The organism is Kribbella orskensis (assembly GCF_004342085.1).
In the GTDB taxonomy this organism is placed as follows: Bacteria; Actinomycetota; Actinomycetes; order Propionibacteriales; family Kribbellaceae; genus Kribbella; species Kribbella orskensis.
The window spans coordinates 239942-257435 of the sequence record NZ_SLWM01000008.1 but is presented as its reverse complement, the minus strand read 5'-3'; the positions used below and the strand labels follow the sequence as shown (position 1 = coordinate 257435).

Below are 17494 nucleotides of genomic sequence, written 5' to 3'. Positions count from 1 at the left end.
GGCTTCCCTGACCGTCGACCGCATTGCGGAGGTCCTGTCATGCCCCCTGACGATCCGATCCTCTCCAGCGAGAAGGACTACCTCCGTACGTCGCGCGCCGCGCTGGCCGTGATGCGGCAGAAGACGGGGTCGCTGGAGATCGCCAGCGCGGACCCGGTGAACACGGAGTTCCTCAAGGCGGCGATCTGGCGGCGAATGAAGGAGCTCGAGGACGACCCGGACGTGCCGTTGTTCTTCGGCCGGCTGGACTACCTGGAACCGGCGCCGGAGACGTTCCACATCGGCCGCCGGCACGTGAACGACGACGCGGGCGAACCGCTGGTGGTGGACTGGCGGGCCGAGATCTCGGTGCCGTTCTACCGGGCCAGCCGGACCGAGCCGATGGGCATCGGGGTGCGCCGCCGGTTCGGCTTCACGCACGGCGAGATGACCGCCTTCGAGGACGAGGACCTGACCAGTCCCGACGCGGTCGAGGAGCACAGCGACATCCTGGACGCGGAGATCGAGCGGCCGCGGTCCGGGCCGATGCGCGACATCGTGGCGACGATCCAGCCGGAGCAGGACGTGATCGTGCGGGCCGGGGTCGAGGACACCATCTGCGTACAGGGAGCACCCGGGACCGGGAAGACCGCGGTCGGGCTGCACCGCGCGGCGTACCTGCTCTACGCGTACCGCGACCAGCTCAGCCGGGCCGGGGTCCTGGTGGTCGGTCCGAACGCGAGCTTCCTGCGCTACATCGGCGACGTGCTCCCCGCGCTCGGCGAGATCGAGGCGAAGCAGACCACCGTCGAGGAGATGGTGGCGCGGGTGAAGATCGCCGGGCCCGGGACGGCGGCGGTCGACGTGCTCAAGGGCGACGCCCGGATGGCCGAGGTGCTCCGCCGGGCCGTCTGGTCGCAGGTGCAACTCCCGAAGGAGGCGCTGGTGGTCCCGCGGGGGTCCCACCGGTGGCGCGTACCGGCGTACCAGGCGGAGGAGCTGGTCAACGAGCTGCGGACTCGCGGGGTCCGGTACGGCGCCGGCCGGGCGATGCTGCCGCAGCGGCTCGCCCATGCCGTCCTCCTGCGGATGGAGGCCGCCGGTGACTCCCCCGACGATCGCGTGCAGGACTCCGTGGCCCGGAGCCGCCCGGTCAAGCAGTACGCCGAGGCGCTGTGGCCGGCGGTCGACCCGGCCAGGCTCGTGTTCCAGTTGTTCACCGACGCCGAGTTGCTCGCCGAGCACGCCGACGGGATCCTCACCCCCGAGGAGCAGGACCAGTTGCGGTGGGAGAAGGCGCCCCGGTCGGCCGGCGCGGCGAAGTGGTCCGTCGCCGATGCCACCCTGATCGACGAGGTCGCGGACCTGGTCGACCGCACTCCCAGCCTCGGGCACGTCGTACTCGACGAGGCGCAGGATCTCTCGGCGATGCAGCTCCGGGCCGTCGGCAGGCGCTGCTCGACAGGCTCGATGACCGTGCTGGGTGACATCGCGCAGGGAACCACTCCGTGGGCGACGCCATCCTGGGACGAGGCGCTCGGCCACCTCGGCAAGACCGGCGCCCACACGGAGGAGCTGACCGCCGGCTTCCGCGTGCCCGGTCAGGTGATCGAGTACGCCGCGAGGCTGCTGCCGCGGATCGCGCCGCACCTGACCCCGCCGACCGCCGTACGACGGGCCCGCGGTGAACTGGCGATCACGCGGGTCCCGGACAGCCTGGTGGCTGCCGTCGAGACCGTGCTGGCCGTTTCCGACCGGCCAGGCTCGATCGGGCTGATCGTGCCGGACGCGCTGGTCACCAAGACCAGGAAAGCCCTGCAGGACAAGGGAGTCAGCTTCGCCGTTCTGGGTGACGAGGACGATGTCGAGGCCCACGTTGACGTGGTACCGGCCGGTCTGGCTAAGGGTCTCGAGTTCGACCACGTGGTCCTGGTGGAGCCCGCGGGGATCGTCGCCGGCGAGGCCGACGAGCGGACCGGGCTACGCCGGCTGTACGTCTGCCTGACCCGTGCGGTCACCTCGCTGGCGGTCTTGCACAGCGAGGACCTCCCGGCCGTCCTCGGCGACCGCCCGTAGGCTGGAGTTCGTGACCACCGATCTCGACGACGCCGCCGCGACCTTCGGCGAAGTGCGACCGCGACTCTTCGGGATCGCCTACCGGATGCTCGGCAGCGTGCACGAGGCCGAGGACCTGATCCAGGACGTCTGGCTGAAGTGGCAGGCCTACGACCGCAGCACGGTGAAGGAGCCCGCGGCCTTCCTGGCCACCATGACGACCCGGCTCGCGATCAACGCGACCCAGAGCGCCCGGGTCCGCCGCGAGACCTACATCGGGCCGTGGCTCCCGGAGCCGGTGGACACCAGTGCCGATCCGGCTCTCGGGGCGGAGCGCGGCGAGGCTCTCGAACTGGCGGTGCTCCTGCTGCTGGAGAAGCTCTCCCCGACCCAGCGAGCGGCGTACGTGCTGCGCGAGGCCTTCGGCTACCCGTACGACGAGATCGCCGAGATCGTGCAGCTCTCGGAAGCGAACGTCCGGCAGTTGGTCAGCCGGTCCCGCAAGCGGCTCGCGGACGAACGGCGCGAGCCGGTCGATGGCGCCGAGCAGCGCCGCCTGCTGAACGCGTTCCTCGCCGCGGCACAGCAGGGTGACCTCGCCTCGCTGGAGCAACTGCTCGCGGCCGATGTGGCGAGCTACTCCGACGGTGGCGGCGTCGCCCGCGCCAGCCGGATCCCGGTGCTGGGCCGGACGCAGGTCTCGAAGTACGTGGCGTCCTTCGCCTCGCGCTTCTGGGTCGGTACGACGCTGACCTGGGTCGAGACGAACGGCCGGTCGGCGGTGCTGATCGCCCGGGACGGGGTGGCCTTCGCCCTGGTCACCGTCAGCGCGTCCGCCGAAGGGATCGACCAGATCCAGTGGGCGATGAACCCGGCGAAGCTGACCGCTGTCACACCCCCGGGTGCTGCCCTGTCTTAGCTGTACGACCGGGCGGCGTCCGATGCCTCCGGACGCAGCGAAGGGGCCCCCATGAAAATCGTAGTGATCGGCGGCAGCGGACTGATCGGGTCGTACCTCGTCTCCAAACTCGGTGAGCACGGCCACGAGGCGGTGCCGGCGTCGCCCGACACCGGCGTGAACACCCTGACCGGCGAGGGTCTGGCCGAGGTGCTGACCGGCGCGTCGGTGCTCATCGACGTGTCCAACTCGCCGTCCTTCGAGGCCAAGGCGGTGATGGACTTCTTCGAGACGTCCACCCGCAACCTGCTCGCGGCGGAGGCCGAGGCGGGCGTCGGACACCACGTCGCGCTGTCGGTGGTCGGCACCGGGCGGCTGCCGGACAGCGGATACCTGGAGGCGAAGGCCGCCCAGGAGGCGCTGATCGCCAAGTCGTCCGTCCCGTACTCGATCGTCGAGGCGACGCAGTTCTACGAGTTCGTCGGCCGGATCGCCGACTCGGCCACCGAGGACGGCGTCATCCTGGTGCCGGACGCCCTGATCCAGCCGATGGCGGCCGAGGACGTCGCCGCGGCGGTCGGCCGGACCGCGGTCGGCTCGCCGCTGAACGGGAAGACCGAGATCGGTGGGCCGGAGGAGTTCCGGTTCGGTGACCTGATCCAGCAGCACCTTTCCCTGAGCAACGACCCGCGCAAGGTCGTGGTCGATCCGCACGGCACCTACTTCGGCACCGAGCTGGAGGAGCGCAGCCTGGTCCCGGGCGAGGGCGCGACGCTGTCCGAGACCACCTACGCCGAGTGGCTCAAGTCCCACTGACCGACTCGACCGCGCACCGCCCCGGAAGGTCCTCCGCTGCACGTGGCGCGCGGTCGGTCAGAAGCCGCGGGAGCCGCCGGAGCGCCGCGAAGACCGGCGGCTGGAGCCGCCGCCGCTGGATCGGGTCCGGGACGAGTAGGAGCGCCGGCGGGATGTGCCGGAGCTCCACCCGCCGCCACCGCCGTCGCCGCTGGACGAGGACCAGTTGCCGAGCGAGGTGCCGACGTCACCGCTCCAGCGGCTGAAACGAGCACCGGGCCGGCGGGCGCGCCAGCGGGCACGCATGGCGTCACCGGCGCGACGCGCGTCCTCGTCGGGGAAGTACCACCGGCGCCCATCGCCCTGGGACCAGTAGCCATCGATGTACGAGGCCAGTTCCTCCGCCAGCGTCCAGTACGGCTGGGGCTGGTTCCGTACCGTCACCATCCGCATGTCCGGCTGCTCGTTGGCGGCCACTCGGGCGGCGCAGGCGTCACAGACCTGAATGCCCCGCTCCCTGCCACCTTCCGGCGTCCAGTTGGTCGACGTGGTGCTCGGGCCATGCCGCGGATCGAAGAAACACGGTGGAGTCGGTTCGGGGATCGGCTTGCCCGCGCGCAGGGCATCCAGGCAGGCCAGACCGTAGCGGGCCGAGCCGAGCAGCGAGGCGACAGCCTCGATGTCGGCGTCCCCCTTGGCCTCGTCGAGCCGGTGCCGTGCCTTCTCCACCGTGTCGAGCACGTCCTTGGACAGCTTGGACTGCTGGGGATCAGCCGGGGTCGGCAGCGAGGACACCTGCTGCGACAGCGCGATGATCTCCTCGTTGAGCACCGGCCGCGAGACCTCCAGGTGCTTTTCCTCGTCCTTCCGCCGCGCCCGGCGAGCACCCAGCGCAGTACCGCCCCACCACAAGGCCGCTACTCCGGCCACGCCACCGGCGTACGGGGCGACGTCGATGTAGAGGGGCTTGTCGACCTCCTGGGCGCGCTCGATGAACCTGGTGAGCATCTCCTCGTAGTCCGGCGCACAGCAGTCGACGGCGTCGTCCACCCCGTCACCTACGTGGTAGGTCGGCCCGTGGTCCGCCCGCTGTACCGCGTGGAACCCGCGCCCGGCTGATTCGGACCGGGCGTCCACGAGGACGGCGTACACGCCCTCGACGCCGACCCGGTCGTACAACTGGTCGGCGATCTCCTCGCCCTCCCAGGCGAGCCTGGTGTACGACGAGATCGAGGCGGGCGCGGTGTCGATCTTCTCGGCCGGGATCACCGCGATCCGCAGCGGCGCGACGGCCGCCTTCGCCAGTCTGTCGAGTTCGGCGGTCTCGGTGCTGCTCAGCTTCTTCACGTCGGGGTCGACCCAGAGACCGGTCTGGCCGAGCTTGGCGGCGACGTCGTTCAGGTACGACTCGGCGGCCGCCTGGGCCTTCCGTCGATCGCCCTCGATGTCGGGTGGGGTGTAGCGGAAGACTGGTTTCGAGGTGCTGGGCTTCGGGGTCGGCCTTGGCGTGGGCGTCGGTGTCGCTGCCTGTGCGGCGAGGCCTGGCAGTGTCGTAGCAGCGACCACCGCGGCAGCGCCGAGCAGTCCGGTCCAGCGGTTCACCGTGCTGCTCCCGAGAGCCGGGCCTGGCAGGACGTGCAGACAGGGATCTCCCGCGCTCGTCCACCAACAGGCGTACACATCCAGTCCGTCACCGAGGTTCCGTGCGCCTCATCGAAGAAGCAGGCGGCCCGCCTCGGCGGTACAGGCGTTCCGGCCACCAGGGCCTGCGCCGTGGCGAGCCGCCAGCGGCCGTACTCCACGGTGGCCCGGACCTCCCGCAACCGCGCGTCATCCGGCTGGCCGTCGACCACCCCGCAGGCCTCCGTGTACGCATCGAGCGCGGCTTGCACATCCCCTGCCGTGTTCACGCCGTCCAGACGCACGTCAGCGGTGTCCAGTTCCTCGCCGAAGCGCGTCACGTCCTCCCGGGCCAGCTTCTGCCGCTCCTCGAGAGTGTCCGCCTCATCCGGCAGTACGTCGTACGACGGCCGGTAGAGCGCGGGCCCTTCGTGCTTGCCCGGGCGGCGCTTCCACCACGGCAGGCCGAAGCCCAACCCCACCAGGACGATCAGCACGATCGCCAGCGGCCACAGCCACCCCGGAGTACCGCTCGATGAGCCCGGGACGTCCAGTTCGTCCAGTACGCCGTCCAGCAGCCCGACCGGATCCGACCGGCTGTGCTTCTCGAGCTCATCCGTCAGGATCTCGGCGATGGAGGTGTCGACTCCCACCGCGCTCCCCCAGGTGATCGCTCCGCCGAAGACGATCAGGTAGATCCCGTCAGCCTTCTGCTGGTCCACCACCTCGTCCACGAAGGCCCGAGCGGCGCCTTCCTGCGCACCCAAGCGGAGAGCGGCTGCTGGTACTACAGCGATCCGGATGGCCTCGTTCTGCCCACTGACCCTTTCAGCGAGCCGGGCGGCCTCCTGCTCCGGAACCAGCGAGCGCTGCGACGGTTCGACGTACACAGGCGAGCTCTTCCAGCCCTCCACTACGTCAAGGGGAGTGACTGTGCCCTGTTCCATCTCGGTGGGCGTCGGCGAGGGATCCGCCGATGCCACCTGAGGAAGAGCCCAGCAGGTCAGGAGCAGGAGGCCGGCCAGCAGACGCATGGGCCGAAAGTCTGCCCTAGCCGGGGTCTACCGGTTGAGCCGGCACCTGGGGTGTCGGGCGGCCTGCTGGTCAGTCGACCGCCGCGGCCAGGCAGTCCTCGGCGTCGACCGGCTCAAGGTGCTCGACCTGCTGCAACGCCGGGTCACGACGCAAGGTGTACAGCAGCCCGAGCACCACCAGACCGAGGACTGCGGCGATCGGCGGGAGGAACTGAACGCCTACCAGCTTGATGATCACGCCGCCTGCTACCGCGGACAGCCCTGCGCCCAGGTAGATCGCGGACGCGTTCATGGCCAGCAGGAGGCCGCCGCCCTCGCCCAGCTCCAGCAGGAGGTTCTGGATCGGCGGGTTGAAGGCCCAGGTGAACAGGCTCCAGACGAACAGCGCGATGGCGGCACCGGCCACGGTCGTCGCGGACAGGGTCAGGGTGGCGATCACCGCGGTGAAGCCGATCAGCGTCACCGTCAGCGTGCGCAGGCTGCCGAAGCGGTCCGTCGCCCGGCCGCCGACCAGGTTGCCCAGCACCGCGCCCACGCCGTACACGAGGAGGAGGATGCCGACCGTTCCACCCTTCAGATGGGCGGTCTCGGCCAGCAACGGCACTACGTAGATGTAGACGCTCATGGTCGCGAGCACGGCCAGCACCGTCATCAGCAGTACGGTCTGGACGCGCCGGTCGGTCAGTCCGGCGAACCGCTCGCGCAAGCTCACCGCAGCCGGCGCGGCCGCCTTCGGCAGCGCGGACCGCACCGCGAGGGCGACCACGAGGCAGACAGCCGCGATCAGCGCGAACACCCCGCGGTACCCGAGGCTGTCACCGAGCAGGCTGCCCGCCGGTACGCCGAGCACCAGGGCGAAGGTCAGTCCGCCGAACACGACCGCGACCGCTCGGCCACGCTCCTCCGGTGGCAGGAATCCGGTCGCGAACAACGTCGCCGCCGGGGTGTAAGCAGCGGCGCCGAGCGCGGCCACGATCCGGCCGAGGATGAGGATCGGGTAGTTCGTCGCGATGGCCGCGATGCCGTTGCCCAGTGCGGCCAGCAGCAACGCCGCGATCAGCAGGGTACGGCGCTCCCAGCGGCCCGTGAGCGTCGACAACAGCGGCGCGCCGACGGCGTACGAGAGGGCGAAGGCGGTGGCGAGCTGGCCCGCGGCTGTCAGCGAGACGTGCAACTCGGAGCTGACGGCGGGCAGCACGCCGGACACGACGTACGCGCTGGTGCCGACGGCGAAAGCACCCGCGGCCAGCAGGTAGATGCGTACGGACATCAAGGGACCTTCCGGGGTGGACGACTAGTTCGACGTTGATCGTACTACGATCTTCGTCGAACTTCGACAGGCGTCGTACTATGGACCCATGACCACAAGGGCACTGCCGCAGCCGGACCGCAAGGAGATTCGCGTCGAGACGGTCCTGCAGGCACTGGGCGAACCCGTCCGGCTACAGATCGTCCGCGCTCTGGCTGACGCACCCGAGGGCATCGCGTGCGGCGACATCGAGCTCCCGGTCACCGCTTCCACCCGGGCCCACCACCTCCGCACCCTGCGCGAGGCCGGCGTCCTCAGCACCCACACCGAAGGCACCCGCCGCATCAGCACCCTCCGCCGCGAGGACCTCGAGACCCTCTACCCCGGTCTCCTGACCGGGGTCCTCGCCGCCCAACGCTGACGTACTGCGGGCGCCAGTACTGCGGACGCCGCGCTAGCAGGCGAGCTTCGCGACAAAGCGCGGGTAGTGCGGGTCGAACACCTCGGCATCAGCCGCACGGACCTCCTCGGGCGTCCACCACCGCGCCTCACGGAACTCGGCCGGATCAGTCACGAACAACCTCCCCCGCCGCCCGTGCACCACGAACCACAAGCTCACGTCGGTGTGCCCGTGATCAACCCCGACCGTCTCGGTGACGGTGATGAAAGCCGGCAAGGCATCCGCGAGCTCAGCCTCGACGCCGAGCTCCTCGGATGCCTCCCTGCGGGCGGCGTCCACCGGGTCTTCGTCCGGCTCGACGTGGCCGCCCGGCGGCAGCCACAACTTCGCCTTCAGGTGATCCACCAGCAGAGTGCTCCGATCCACCGGATCGATCACCACCACGTACGACACCAGATGCGGACTCGGTGTCGCCGGCTTCACCCGCCGGAACACATCGTCAGTGCTCGCCAACCACCTCAACGCCTCGTCCCGATGCCCCGCCTCCACCTCGTCGAACGGCACAATCCCCCGCACCAACTCCTGAACCCTCCGCACCGAACTCCGCATGCGCCGACCCTGCCAGCACCCTCCGACAATCAGGGCTGACCGGAACGAACTTGGTGTAGCTGGTGCGGAGGTAGCCGGCGGAGGACGGATTGGAGACGGTGACGTGCCCCGCTGTACCGGCGGCGAACTGGTACCGGCCGAGCAGGATCCACTGCATTCCACCGGTCTTCTGACTGAGGTCCTTGCTCGCAATGCCAGTCGCATGGGTGACCACGTAGTGCGCGGCCGCTGTGCTGTTCTCGTGGTTGGGCACCCACGCGTACACGTCGTATTGGCCGCCGCTAGGCAGGTCCGGCCGCCAGTCGGCGCTCCTGCCGACACCGTTGGCCGCACGAGTCCCCGTGGTCAGCCAGCCCGGCACACTGGACGCCGCCCAGACCCCGACCTCGGTGTAGCCCGGGTCCGCGACGCCCACGATCGCCATCGGCAGCGGCGTCACCGAGACCGTCGCTGGCGCCGATTCGTTGCCGCTGAGGTCTACGGCCTTCACCTGCAGGCTGTGCGCCACGTTGTTCGCCAGATCCGGCACAGGGATGCCCTGGGCAACCAATCCGGGATTCCCGATGTTGCCGACCGGCTCATCGGTGTTCACCAGTACACCGTCGGCGTAGATGTTGTAGCCGAGCAGATCCAGCTCAGGGCTCTGGTTCCAGTACAGAACCGCCTGGCCGTTCGCAGCCTCCCCCACCAGACCAGTAGGCGTCGCAGGAGCCTGAGCATCAGCAGGGACCTGTACTGCGACCGGGGCTGAGGCCGGCGACTCGTTGCCGGACCTGTCGATCGTCGTGACAGACAACTGGTACGTCTGCCCGGCAGCCAGCTCGTGCAACTGGAACGATCCACGGCGTAGCGGGTTCGCCGTCTGGCGCCGGCCGTCGAGGTACACGTGGTGCCCGACCACATCCGCGCCCGTCACCGGAGTCCACTGGAGGTCGAGCACCGCGTCGCCCATCGCCGGGAACGTCTGCACGGTCTTGGTGACATTCGTCGGGGTCGCCGGAGCCACCGCGTCGGCGGCAGGCGCCGGGACGAACTTCACCGCATCGGCGCGGAGATAGCCCTCATGCCCCGACGGCTTGCTCAACTCGACCCAGCCCGCACCACCTGCCGCGAACTCGTAGTTACCCAGCCGCACCCACCGATCGACTCCCACCGACTCAGCAGGATCCACCGGCGCACTGGCCCCGGCACTGCTGTTGACGACGTACTGCGCTGTCGTCACGTTCAGGGAGTTCCCCGGGATCCACGCGTAGACGTCGTACCGCCCGGCCGCCGGTAGCTGCGGAGTCCACCGAGCCGTGGAGGTCGAGGTGGACGAGTAGCGGGTGTCCGTCCCCTGCCAGCCCTTCACCGTGGTGGTACTGGTCCACGGCCCGGCCTCGGTGTACCCGGCGCCGCCGTTGTCGATCACTACCGTCGGGACGAACTTCACCGCGTCCGCCCGCAGCGTGCCGGTCGCACCCGCATTGTTGACGAGTTGCACCTTCTGGTCGGCTCCCGGTGTCATCACGTAGGAGCCGAGGTCGATCCACTGCTGACCCGCCTTCGTCTGATCCACCAGGACGTTCGTAGTGCCGCCGTCGTGGGTGATCGCGTAGCGGGCCGCGGTACTACCGGTTCTGATGAAGTCCGGGTTCCACGCGTAGACCTCGTAGGACTGCGTCGCCGGCAGAGCAGGTGTCCAGGTCGCGGAGGCACCCGTGGTCGCCGCGCGCCGGGTGACCTTGTCCTGGTAGCCGTACGCATCGCCTGCGGCCGACCACGTACCGGTCTCGGCGTAGCCCGGATCTCCGTTGTCTACAAGGACTTCACCAGAGGCAACGTCACTGGCGGAGTCCATCGGCTTGTAGTAGCGGAAGTAGTCCCACGTCGTCTCACCCGGCAGGTTCGTCTCGGTCACGGGCTGGGTGAATCCGAGTGTGGTGAGCCAGACGTTCTGCAGGGCATGCGGTCCCGGGTAGGCGAGAGTGCGGCTCAAGACGCCGTCCACGTAGAAGCGGATCACCGTCGGCAGCCACTCGTAGCCGTACGTGTGGTATCCGTCCGACGAGTCCGGCCCGGCGTACACCCCGCCCGGGTTGCCGATGTGCTGCGGCACCGTCCAGTGCGTGTGCTGCTGGACCGTGCCCGGCGCGTGCGAGTCGATCTCGAACCCGTCGATCTCGTTGAACCTGTTGTACGGACCCTTGTACGCCGGGGCGTCCGGCACGTAGTCGGCCAGGCCCATCTGCCAGAAGGCGGAGTGGAAGCCCTTGTCGCCCCACAACCTCGCCCGCGTCTCGTAGTACCCGTAGCCGAAGGTCTTCGTCGAGATGATGCCGCCACAGGTGTAGTCCGTGTCGCCGTTCACCTCCTTCTCCAGCGCGATGTGCATGACCCCGCCGCCGACCGTGACGTTGTCCGGGTCGTTCTTGCAGATCGCTTTCGAGCCCTCGCGCTTGTACCAGTCGTCCGCGGCGAGCGTCGTGCCGGAGAACTCGTCCGACCAGTCGAGCTGGTACCCGGATGGGACGTGGTTCGGGCCGGGGGCCGGGTCGGCCGTGGCCGGCGCGACGCCGGCCACGGCGGAGACGGTGAGGGTGGATGCGATGAGTGCGAGTGAGGCCAGGAATCGAACAGGGCGGACGGTCATCAGACGGCTCCCAACGTCTCGGGCGTGAACCGACGATATGACCGCGCGGGTTTCATGTCCATAGTGCAGATGAGATATCTACACCATGGATCGCTACCAGTTGGTGACCGAGCCGTCCGGCCGGTGCAGCCGGGGGATGACGGCCGTCTCGGGAGGCAGCGCCTGGGACAGGTCGGCGGTGATGCCCAGGCCTGGTGCGTCCGTGGCGGTCAGCCGGCCGGGCTCGGCCTGGATGGTCGAAGTGAAGGCGCCGAGCGGAGGCGTCGCCCGCTGACACTGCTCCTGCACACTCACGTTCGGCAGCGCCGTGTTGAACTGCGTCGACGCGGCCGTGCAGAGTGCGCCGATCGAGTTGTGCAGGGCGAGCTGGACGTGGTGGGTCTCGCAGAGGGCGGCGATCTTGCGGCCCTCGGTGATGCCGGTGTGCCCGAGGTCGATCCGGGCGTGGTCGATCAGCTCGTCCTCGACCAGCTGCCGGAACTCCCACTTCGTACACAGCTGCTCCCCCGCCGCGATCGGTACGCCGACCCGGCCGCGGAGCGACTTGTACGCCGAGAGGTGCTCGCTCCGCAGCGGGTCCTCGACGAAGAACGGGCGGAGCGGCTCGAGCTCACGGCACAGCTGGACGGCCTCGGCCAGGTCGAGCCGGGTGTGCACGTCGAGCAGCAACTCGATCTCGTCACCCAGTCCGGCCCGCAACTCCCGCATCAGCTCGACGGTCCACCGAACGGCCCGGCGAGCGTTGTACTCGGGCTCCTCCGGATCCCACGCCGTCAGCCGCAGGTGTTGCCATCCTTGCTCGGCCAGTTCGGACGCATGGTTGAGCACGTCGTCCATCGACCCACCGCGCACATGCGCATAAGCAGGCACGTAGTCCCGCGAGCGCCCACCGAGCAGCGCATGCACCGGTACTCCGAGGCGCCGGCCCTGCAGGTCCCACAAGGCGATGTCGATCCCGGCCAGCACGGACCCGTGGTGCCGGTCGGACGGGAAGAAGGCGGAGCGGTAGCCGAGCTGCCAGATGTGTTCGATCCGGGTGGCGTCGACGCCGACCAGCAGCAGGCGCAGATCCTCGACCAGCCCAGCCGCCGCCCGCTCCCGGCCGCGCATGCCGACCTCGCCGATCCCGGTCAGGCCGTCCTCGGTCCGCACCACCGCTACCAGCGCCGGCCAGTCGTCCGCCGCCGGCAGGGACACCAGGTCGATCTCCTCGATCTTCATGCGTCCACCCCATCACATCTGCCTCGCCACGGCCTCGACGCAGAGCCCGCGACTCCGGCGTCGACGGCGAACAACCCGCCACTGCCAGGCGGCGGATCAGCCAGCCCGAGCGAGGCCGTCGTGATCACCAGGGTGTTGCCTTGGAAGCAGACCGCGGTCGGCCTCGGTACCGGCAGCTCGACGGTGGCCAGCAGCTCACCCGTCGGCGCGTACCGACGGACCTCGCTCGCATCCCACACGGCCACCCAGATGCAACCTTCGTCGTCGAGCACCAGCCCGTCGGGATTCCCGCCACCGACCTCGACGATCGTGCGGCGCTCGCCCGGCGTACCGGTGGACAGGTCGATGGCTTCGAGGCGGCGGTGCGGGAGGGTGTCGACGAAGTACAGCGTCTGGCCGTCCGGACTGAAGTCGATGCCATTGGCAACGGTCAGGCCGGTCAGCATGGTGTCCACCGAGCCGTCCGGCGACAAGCGGAAAAGCGCCGCGTGCGGCTCCCGCGGGAGCGCCTGCGAGCCGGCCCAGAAGCTGCCGTCCGGATGGCAGGCGCCGTCGTTCATCTGGTCCCGCCCGGACGTCAGGCCGGTGACCAGCGGCGTCACCGTGCCATTCTCCGCCAGGTGGGCGAACCCCTCCTTCACAGCGATCGCCCACCCGGCACCAACCTCGGCCAGTGGTACGGCGACCCCGACCGGCCGGCCGATCTCGTAGTCCCGCGACACGGTCAGTACGCCGTCCGCGAGGCTGCCGCGATGCACCCGGCCGGCCGAGATGTCCACCCAGACCAGCTCACCGGTCCTGGGATCGAGCCGGGGTGATTCCCCTTGCACATAAGCGGAGGTGGAGATCAGGTCAGCTCTTGACCGCACCCGCGATCCCCTCGACGAAGGTCCGTTGCAGGAACAGGAAGACCACCACGATCGGCACCACGCTGATGCAGGCCGCGGCCGCGAGTCCGGTCCAGTCGGTGGTGTCCTGGCCGTAGAACCCGTACATCCCGACGCCGAGCGTGCGCAGGTCCGGATTGCCCAGGGTGAACACCAGCGGGATGAAGAAGGCGTTCCAGGCGCCGATGAAGTTCATCAGCGCCACCGTGCCCATCACCGGTTTCGCCAGCGGCAGCATCACCCGCCAGTACGTCCGCAGGTACCCCGCGCCGTCCATCCGCGCGGCTTCCTCCAGCTCCTTCGGGATCCCACTGAAGAACCCCATGAACAACAGCACCGGTACGACGAGCGCTGGACCCGCCTGCGCGAGAGCCGAACCGAGCAGGCCGTTGCCGAGCCCGAGGCCGTTCACCACGATGAAGGTCGGGATGATGGTGTAGCCGTGCGGGATGAACATCGTGGCGATCAGCACCCCGACGAACACCTTCTTGCCCGGCAGTCCCGGCCTCGCCAACGCGTAGCCGGCGGTCGAGGCCACCAGCAGCACCAGCACCACGACCGCGATCGAGAACGTGATGGTGTTCGCCGTGTAGGTGCTGAACTTCGCCGTCGTCCAGGCACGCTGGAAGTTCTCCAGCGTCGCCTCGTCGGGCAGCAGCGAGAGGCCGCCGATCAGCATCTCCCGCGGCGTCTTGAAGGCGGCCGAGATCATCCAGACGAACGGATAGATCCAGACCAGGCACAGTGGGATCAGCAGCAGGTGCCAGACGTTGCGCCTGACCAGGCGTCGGTTCAGGCGCCGGTTCAGGCGCAGTCCCACACCTCCGCTCATGCCTTGCCTCCGGACAGCCGGCGCTTCAGGAAAGGTGCCTGCAGCAACGTGACGACCAGCGTCAGCAGCCCGAAGACGACGCCCGCCGCCGAGGCGAACCCGTACCGCGGTGCCTGCAGGGACGGGTCGAACGCGTAGCGGTAGATGTAGGTCGGAACCACATCGGTCGCGTAGTCCGGCCCGCCCTCGGTGACCGCGCGGACCAGGTCGAAGGTGTTCAGGCTGCGCTGGAACACCAGCAGCAGGATCACGATCGCGATCGGCGTGACGACCGGCAGGGTGACGAAGCGCAGGGCCCGCCAGAAGCCCGCGCCGTCGATCGCCGCGGCCTCCCGCAGATCCTTCGGCACGGTCTGCAGCGCGGCCAGCCAGTAGATCAAGGTGATGCCGAAGCCCTTCCACACGTCGATCGACAGCAGCGTGGGCAGCGCGGTCGACGTACTGCCGAGGAAGTTCACCGGCTGGTCGACCAGGCCGGTGTCCAGCAGGATCCGGTTCACCAGCCCGCCGGCCGGGTCGAGCAGGATGGCGATCACGATCCCGATCACGGCGGTGGTGGCGACCACCGGCAGGAACAGCACCAGCCGGTACAGGTTGCGGAAGCGCAGCCAGCTGCTGTTCAGCAGGATCGCCATCACCAGGGCCAGCGGCATCTCGATGAAGATCGCCGCCAGCGAGAACGCGAACGAGTGCCAGAAAGCGCGCCAGAACGCGTCGGCGCCGAGCACCTCGCGGAAGTTCGCCAGGCCGACCCAGTCGGTCGGCGAGCCGACCCCGTCCCAGTTGAAGAACGCGTACCACCAGCTGGCGATCATCGGCCAGACGGTGAAGCCACCGAACAGCAGCACCAGCGGGACCAGGAACAGGTAGCTCCACAGGTGCTTGCGGAACCGCCCCGGCCGGCGCGACCTGGTGGCCGGGGCCGGGGCCTTCGCGAGCGGACGCTCGACGGTCGTCGTCATGCGGTCAGCCTCCCGGCGTGTAGTCCTTGAGGGGATCCCAGCCGGCGAAGGTGAGGTCCTTGGCCGAGCCCTCCTTGCCCTTCGCCTTCAGGTCGGCCGAGGTCTTGTCGAGGTAGGCCTGCAGGTCCTTGTCGAGCTTGGCCGCGACCGGGGCGAACGGCTGGTTCTTGATGATCGAGCTGAACGCGGCGTCGGTGTGCTTCAGGTCGGGCTTGGCCGCGAGCGCGTCGGTGACCGCCCGGCCGCCGGTGCTGGCCAGGGCCGGGTTCGGCGCGCGCCGCATGGTCTCCGCGGCCACCTTCAGGATCGCGGCCTGGTCCGGGTTCTTCTCCGCCTCGGCCTTCCAGGCGCCCTCGAGGGCGGTGAGCGTGCCGAACTTCTTGTAGTAGGCGTTGTGGAACGACTCCGAGGAGAGGAAGTCCATCACCTTCCAGCTCTCCGCCTTGTGCTCCGACTTGGACGACATCGACCACAGCGGGCTGAAGGACTTGGTCAGCGGCAGGTAGGCGCCGCGCCCCGCGTCCGGCACGGGCAGGCCGGTGATGCCCATCTTGATCTCGGGCGCCAGCTTGCGGACCTCGGCGACGTGCCACGGCGGCGTCGGGTACATCGCGAGCCGGCCGGCCGCGAACTCCTTGAACGCACGGCTGCCGTCCCAGCTCTCCCAGCCCGGCATCATCACCTTCGCCGCCTGCATCCGCCGGTTCAGCTCGACGGCCTCGACCAGGCCCGGGCTGGAGGTGGCGGGCTTGCCGGTCCGGTAGTCGATGCCGGCCGCGGGCACGGAGTACGGGACGGCGGTGTCGGCGAGCATCTCGACGCCGACGGCCTTGGCCGCGGTCGGCGCGTAGCCGAAGTACTTGCCCTTGCCGTCGGCGGTGACCTTGGTGGCCGTCCGCTCGAGCTCGGACCAGGTCTTCGGCGGCGCCGAGAAGCCGGACTTCTTCAGCAGGTCCTCGTTGTAGAGGAAGACCCGCAGCGTCGACCACGGACCCCAGACCAGCGGCAGGCTCATCAGCTTGCCGTCGCGGTGCAGGCCGGAGGTGGCCGGGTCCATGCTGCCCTCCGGGAACCGCTTCAGGAACTCCGGCGTGACGAACTCGTCCAGCGGCGCGACCCAGCCGCGGGCGGCCATCCGGTCCATCCCGTCGTCCTGGGCGCGGAAGATGTCAGGAGCGTTGTTCTGCTGGAACATCAGCTCGACCGCGTTCAGCTGCTGGTCCGAGGGGTTCTCCAGCACCTTGACCGCGATGCCCGGGTTGGCCTTCTCGAACTCGTCGAACTGCTGGCGGTAGAACTGGCTGGCGCCGGGCGGGTCGGGGACCAGCGCGACGGTGACGGTGACCTTGTCGGTGGCGTTGCCCGAGTCCGGGCTGCCTCCGACGAGGTTGCACCCTGACAGGGCGAGCGCCACCGCGCAGGTGAGCACGGTGAGAGCAGGGCGGATCTTCATGATCGGCTCCGGAGGTCGTGGCGCGGGGGCGCCGGGATCTGGCGGTCGGTCGGGCCGTGGTGGCCCAACTGTGAGTTGATGGCGTCCGCGGTCTCGACGACGAGGCGGGACAGTTCGTGCTCCCGGCCGGGAAGGTCGACGACACTCGACGGCCCGGACAGGGACAGCGCGGCGACGACCCGGCCGGTCCGGTCGCGCAGGGGTGCGGCCAGGCAGGACCGGCCGAGGGACAGTTCCTCGGTCTCGGTCGAGTAGCCCTGCCAGGCGACCTGCTCGATCGCAGCGGTCAGTACGTCATGGTCGGTGATGGTGCGCGGGGTGTATCTCTCCAGCTCCCCCAGCAGGTCGCGCCGGCCCTCGACTCCGAGCAGCAGGCTCTTGCCGAGTGCGGTGGCGTGCAGGGGGTTGCGGCGGCCGGTCAGCGCGAACGACCGCGGTGCGAGGTGTCCTTCGAAATTGCACAGGTAGAAGGCGTGATCTCCACGCCGTACTGCGACGTTGGCGCCGAGCCCGGTGGACGCCGCCAGGGACTGGGCGCGTTGTCGGGCCGCGTGGTGCACGGGATGTCCGTTCAGCGCGGCGCCGGCCAGGGTGATCAGGTCGGCGCCCAGACGGTACTGCCCGTCCGCGTCGCGCTCGACGAAACCCGCCTGCTCGAGGGTGCTCAGCAGGCGGGAGGCGGTGGACTGCCGCAGGCCTGCCAGCTTGGCGACCTCCGTGACGCGCAGGGCGCCCGGACCGGTGAACGCCCGCAGGACGGCCGCGGCGCGCTCCACGCTCTGGTTCGTCCCAGCCTCGGCACTCACAGCCTGCATTCCTCTCCTCGAATGATGGACGTTGTCATCCACTATGTGGCAGCCTTACGCAC

At 69.5% G+C, this 17494-nt stretch carries 15 protein-coding genes; 4 read left to right on the top strand and 11 right to left on the bottom strand.

Annotated features, from left to right (window positions below; translation table 11 throughout):
• The first annotated feature begins 39 nt into the window (after positions 1–39).
• Genes EV644_RS23245 through EV644_RS23235 form a run of 3 tightly spaced genes read left to right on the top strand, consistent with a single transcriptional unit; the run spans position 40 to position 3748 of the window.
• Complete coding sequence (locus tag EV644_RS23245; RefSeq protein WP_132190802.1) at positions 40–2055, top strand: HelD family protein; 2016 nt, start codon at positions 40–42, stop codon at positions 2053–2055.
• Positions 2056–2065: 10 nt separating this feature from the next.
• Entirely contained in the window at positions 2066–2953 is an 888-nt protein-coding gene (locus tag EV644_RS23240; protein WP_132190801.1) for an RNA polymerase sigma-70 factor, read from the top strand.
• 51 nt (positions 2954–3004) lie between these two features.
• Positions 3005–3748 (top strand): SDR family oxidoreductase, encoded by a 744-nt coding sequence (locus EV644_RS23235; RefSeq protein ID WP_132190800.1) that lies wholly within the window; start codon positions 3005–3007, stop codon positions 3746–3748.
• Positions 3749–3805: 57 nt separating this feature from the next.
• On the opposite strand, the gene EV644_RS23230 is transcribed toward EV644_RS23235, so the two are convergent.
• From EV644_RS23230 to EV644_RS23220, 3 genes are all read right to left on the bottom strand, one after another.
• Positions 3806–5329 (bottom strand): hypothetical protein, encoded by a 1524-nt coding sequence (locus tag EV644_RS23230; protein WP_132190799.1) that lies wholly within the window; start codon positions 5327–5329, stop codon positions 3806–3808.
• Positions 5326–6381: a hypothetical protein gene (locus tag EV644_RS23225; protein WP_132190798.1), complete on the bottom strand. Its 1056-nt coding sequence runs from the start codon at positions 6379–6381 to the stop codon at positions 5326–5328. The genes EV644_RS23230 and EV644_RS23225 overlap by 4 nt, the downstream gene beginning before the upstream one ends.
• A gap of 70 nt (positions 6382–6451) precedes the next feature.
• On the bottom strand, positions 6452–7651 hold the full coding sequence (locus EV644_RS23220; RefSeq protein WP_132190797.1) for an MFS transporter: 1200 nt from the start codon (positions 7649–7651) through the stop codon (positions 6452–6454).
• A gap of 88 nt (positions 7652–7739) precedes the next feature.
• Here EV644_RS23220 and EV644_RS23215 point away from each other — a divergent pair, with 88 nt between their 5' ends.
• A complete protein-coding gene (locus EV644_RS23215; RefSeq protein ID WP_132190796.1) occupies positions 7740–8051 on the top strand; it encodes an ArsR/SmtB family transcription factor in 312 nt (103 codons plus the stop codon).
• A gap of 33 nt (positions 8052–8084) precedes the next feature.
• Here the strand turns inward: EV644_RS23215 and EV644_RS23210 are convergent, their stop codons facing one another.
• The 8 genes from EV644_RS23210 to EV644_RS23175 all read right to left on the bottom strand — a co-directional run bounded on the left by EV644_RS23210 (position 8085) and on the right by EV644_RS23175 (position 17441).
• A complete protein-coding gene (locus EV644_RS23210) occupies positions 8085–8543 on the bottom strand; it encodes an NUDIX hydrolase (RefSeq protein WP_241998654.1) in 459 nt (152 codons plus the stop codon).
• Entirely contained in the window at positions 8530–11271 is a 2742-nt protein-coding gene (locus EV644_RS23205) for a golvesin C-terminal-like domain-containing protein (RefSeq protein WP_132190794.1), read from the bottom strand. The genes EV644_RS23210 and EV644_RS23205 overlap by 14 nt, the downstream gene beginning before the upstream one ends.
• Positions 11272–11364: 93 nt before the next feature.
• On the bottom strand, positions 11365–12492 hold the full coding sequence (locus EV644_RS23200) for a mandelate racemase/muconate lactonizing enzyme family protein (protein WP_132190793.1): 1128 nt from the start codon (positions 12490–12492) through the stop codon (positions 11365–11367).
• Positions 12489–13361, bottom strand: a complete 873-nt coding sequence (locus EV644_RS23195) for an SMP-30/gluconolactonase/LRE family protein (protein WP_132190792.1) — start codon at positions 13359–13361, stop codon at positions 12489–12491. Before EV644_RS23195 ends, EV644_RS23200 begins: the two co-directional genes overlap by 4 nt.
• Positions 13345–14211 carry a carbohydrate ABC transporter permease gene (locus EV644_RS23190; RefSeq protein ID WP_132190791.1) on the bottom strand — a complete coding sequence of 289 codons (867 nt, stop codon included), beginning with the start codon at positions 14209–14211 and terminating at the stop codon, positions 13345–13347. Before EV644_RS23190 ends, EV644_RS23195 begins: the two co-directional genes overlap by 17 nt.
• Positions 14208–15173, bottom strand: a complete 966-nt coding sequence (locus tag EV644_RS23185) for a carbohydrate ABC transporter permease (RefSeq protein WP_132190790.1) — start codon at positions 15171–15173, stop codon at positions 14208–14210. The genes EV644_RS23190 and EV644_RS23185 overlap by 4 nt, the downstream gene beginning before the upstream one ends.
• Before the next feature lie 4 nt (positions 15174–15177).
• Entirely contained in the window at positions 15178–16626 is a 1449-nt protein-coding gene (locus tag EV644_RS23180) for an ABC transporter substrate-binding protein (RefSeq protein WP_132190789.1), read from the bottom strand.
• Positions 16623–17441, bottom strand: coding sequence for an IclR family transcriptional regulator (locus tag EV644_RS23175; RefSeq protein ID WP_132190788.1), 819 nt, complete (start codon positions 17439–17441; stop codon positions 16623–16625). The genes EV644_RS23180 and EV644_RS23175 overlap by 4 nt, the downstream gene beginning before the upstream one ends.
• Between the last annotated feature and the right edge of the window lie 53 nt (positions 17442–17494).

Excerpts from the sequence above, each read along its gene's own strand:
- EV644_RS23235 (WP_132190800.1), top strand. The coding sequence starts at position 3,005 with ATGAAAATCGTAGTGATCGGCGGCAGCGGACTGATCGGGTCGTACCTC.
- EV644_RS23180 (WP_132190789.1), bottom strand. The coding sequence starts at position 16,626 with ATGAAGATCCGCCCTGCTCTCACCGTGCTCACCTGCGCGGTGGCGCTC.
- EV644_RS23245 (WP_132190802.1), top strand. The coding sequence starts at position 40 with ATGCCCCCTGACGATCCGATCCTCTCCAGCGAGAAGGACTACCTCCGT.
- EV644_RS23220 (WP_132190797.1), bottom strand. The coding sequence starts at position 7,651 with ATGTCCGTACGCATCTACCTGCTGGCCGCGGGTGCTTTCGCCGTCGGC.
- EV644_RS23185 (WP_132190790.1), bottom strand. The coding sequence starts at position 15,173 with ATGACGACGACCGTCGAGCGTCCGCTCGCGAAGGCCCCGGCCCCGGCC.
- EV644_RS23200 (WP_132190793.1), bottom strand. The coding sequence starts at position 12,492 with ATGAAGATCGAGGAGATCGACCTGGTGTCCCTGCCGGCGGCGGACGAC.
- EV644_RS23175 (WP_132190788.1), bottom strand. The coding sequence starts at position 17,441 with ATGCAGGCTGTGAGTGCCGAGGCTGGGACGAACCAGAGCGTGGAGCGC.
- EV644_RS23190 (WP_132190791.1), bottom strand. The coding sequence starts at position 14,211 with ATGAGCGGAGGTGTGGGACTGCGCCTGAACCGGCGCCTGAACCGACGC.
- EV644_RS23215 (WP_132190796.1), top strand. The coding sequence starts at position 7,740 with ATGACCACAAGGGCACTGCCGCAGCCGGACCGCAAGGAGATTCGCGTC.
- EV644_RS23225 (WP_132190798.1), bottom strand. The coding sequence starts at position 6,381 with ATGCGTCTGCTGGCCGGCCTCCTGCTCCTGACCTGCTGGGCTCTTCCT.
- EV644_RS23205 (WP_132190794.1), bottom strand. The coding sequence starts at position 11,271 with ATGACCGTCCGCCCTGTTCGATTCCTGGCCTCACTCGCACTCATCGCA.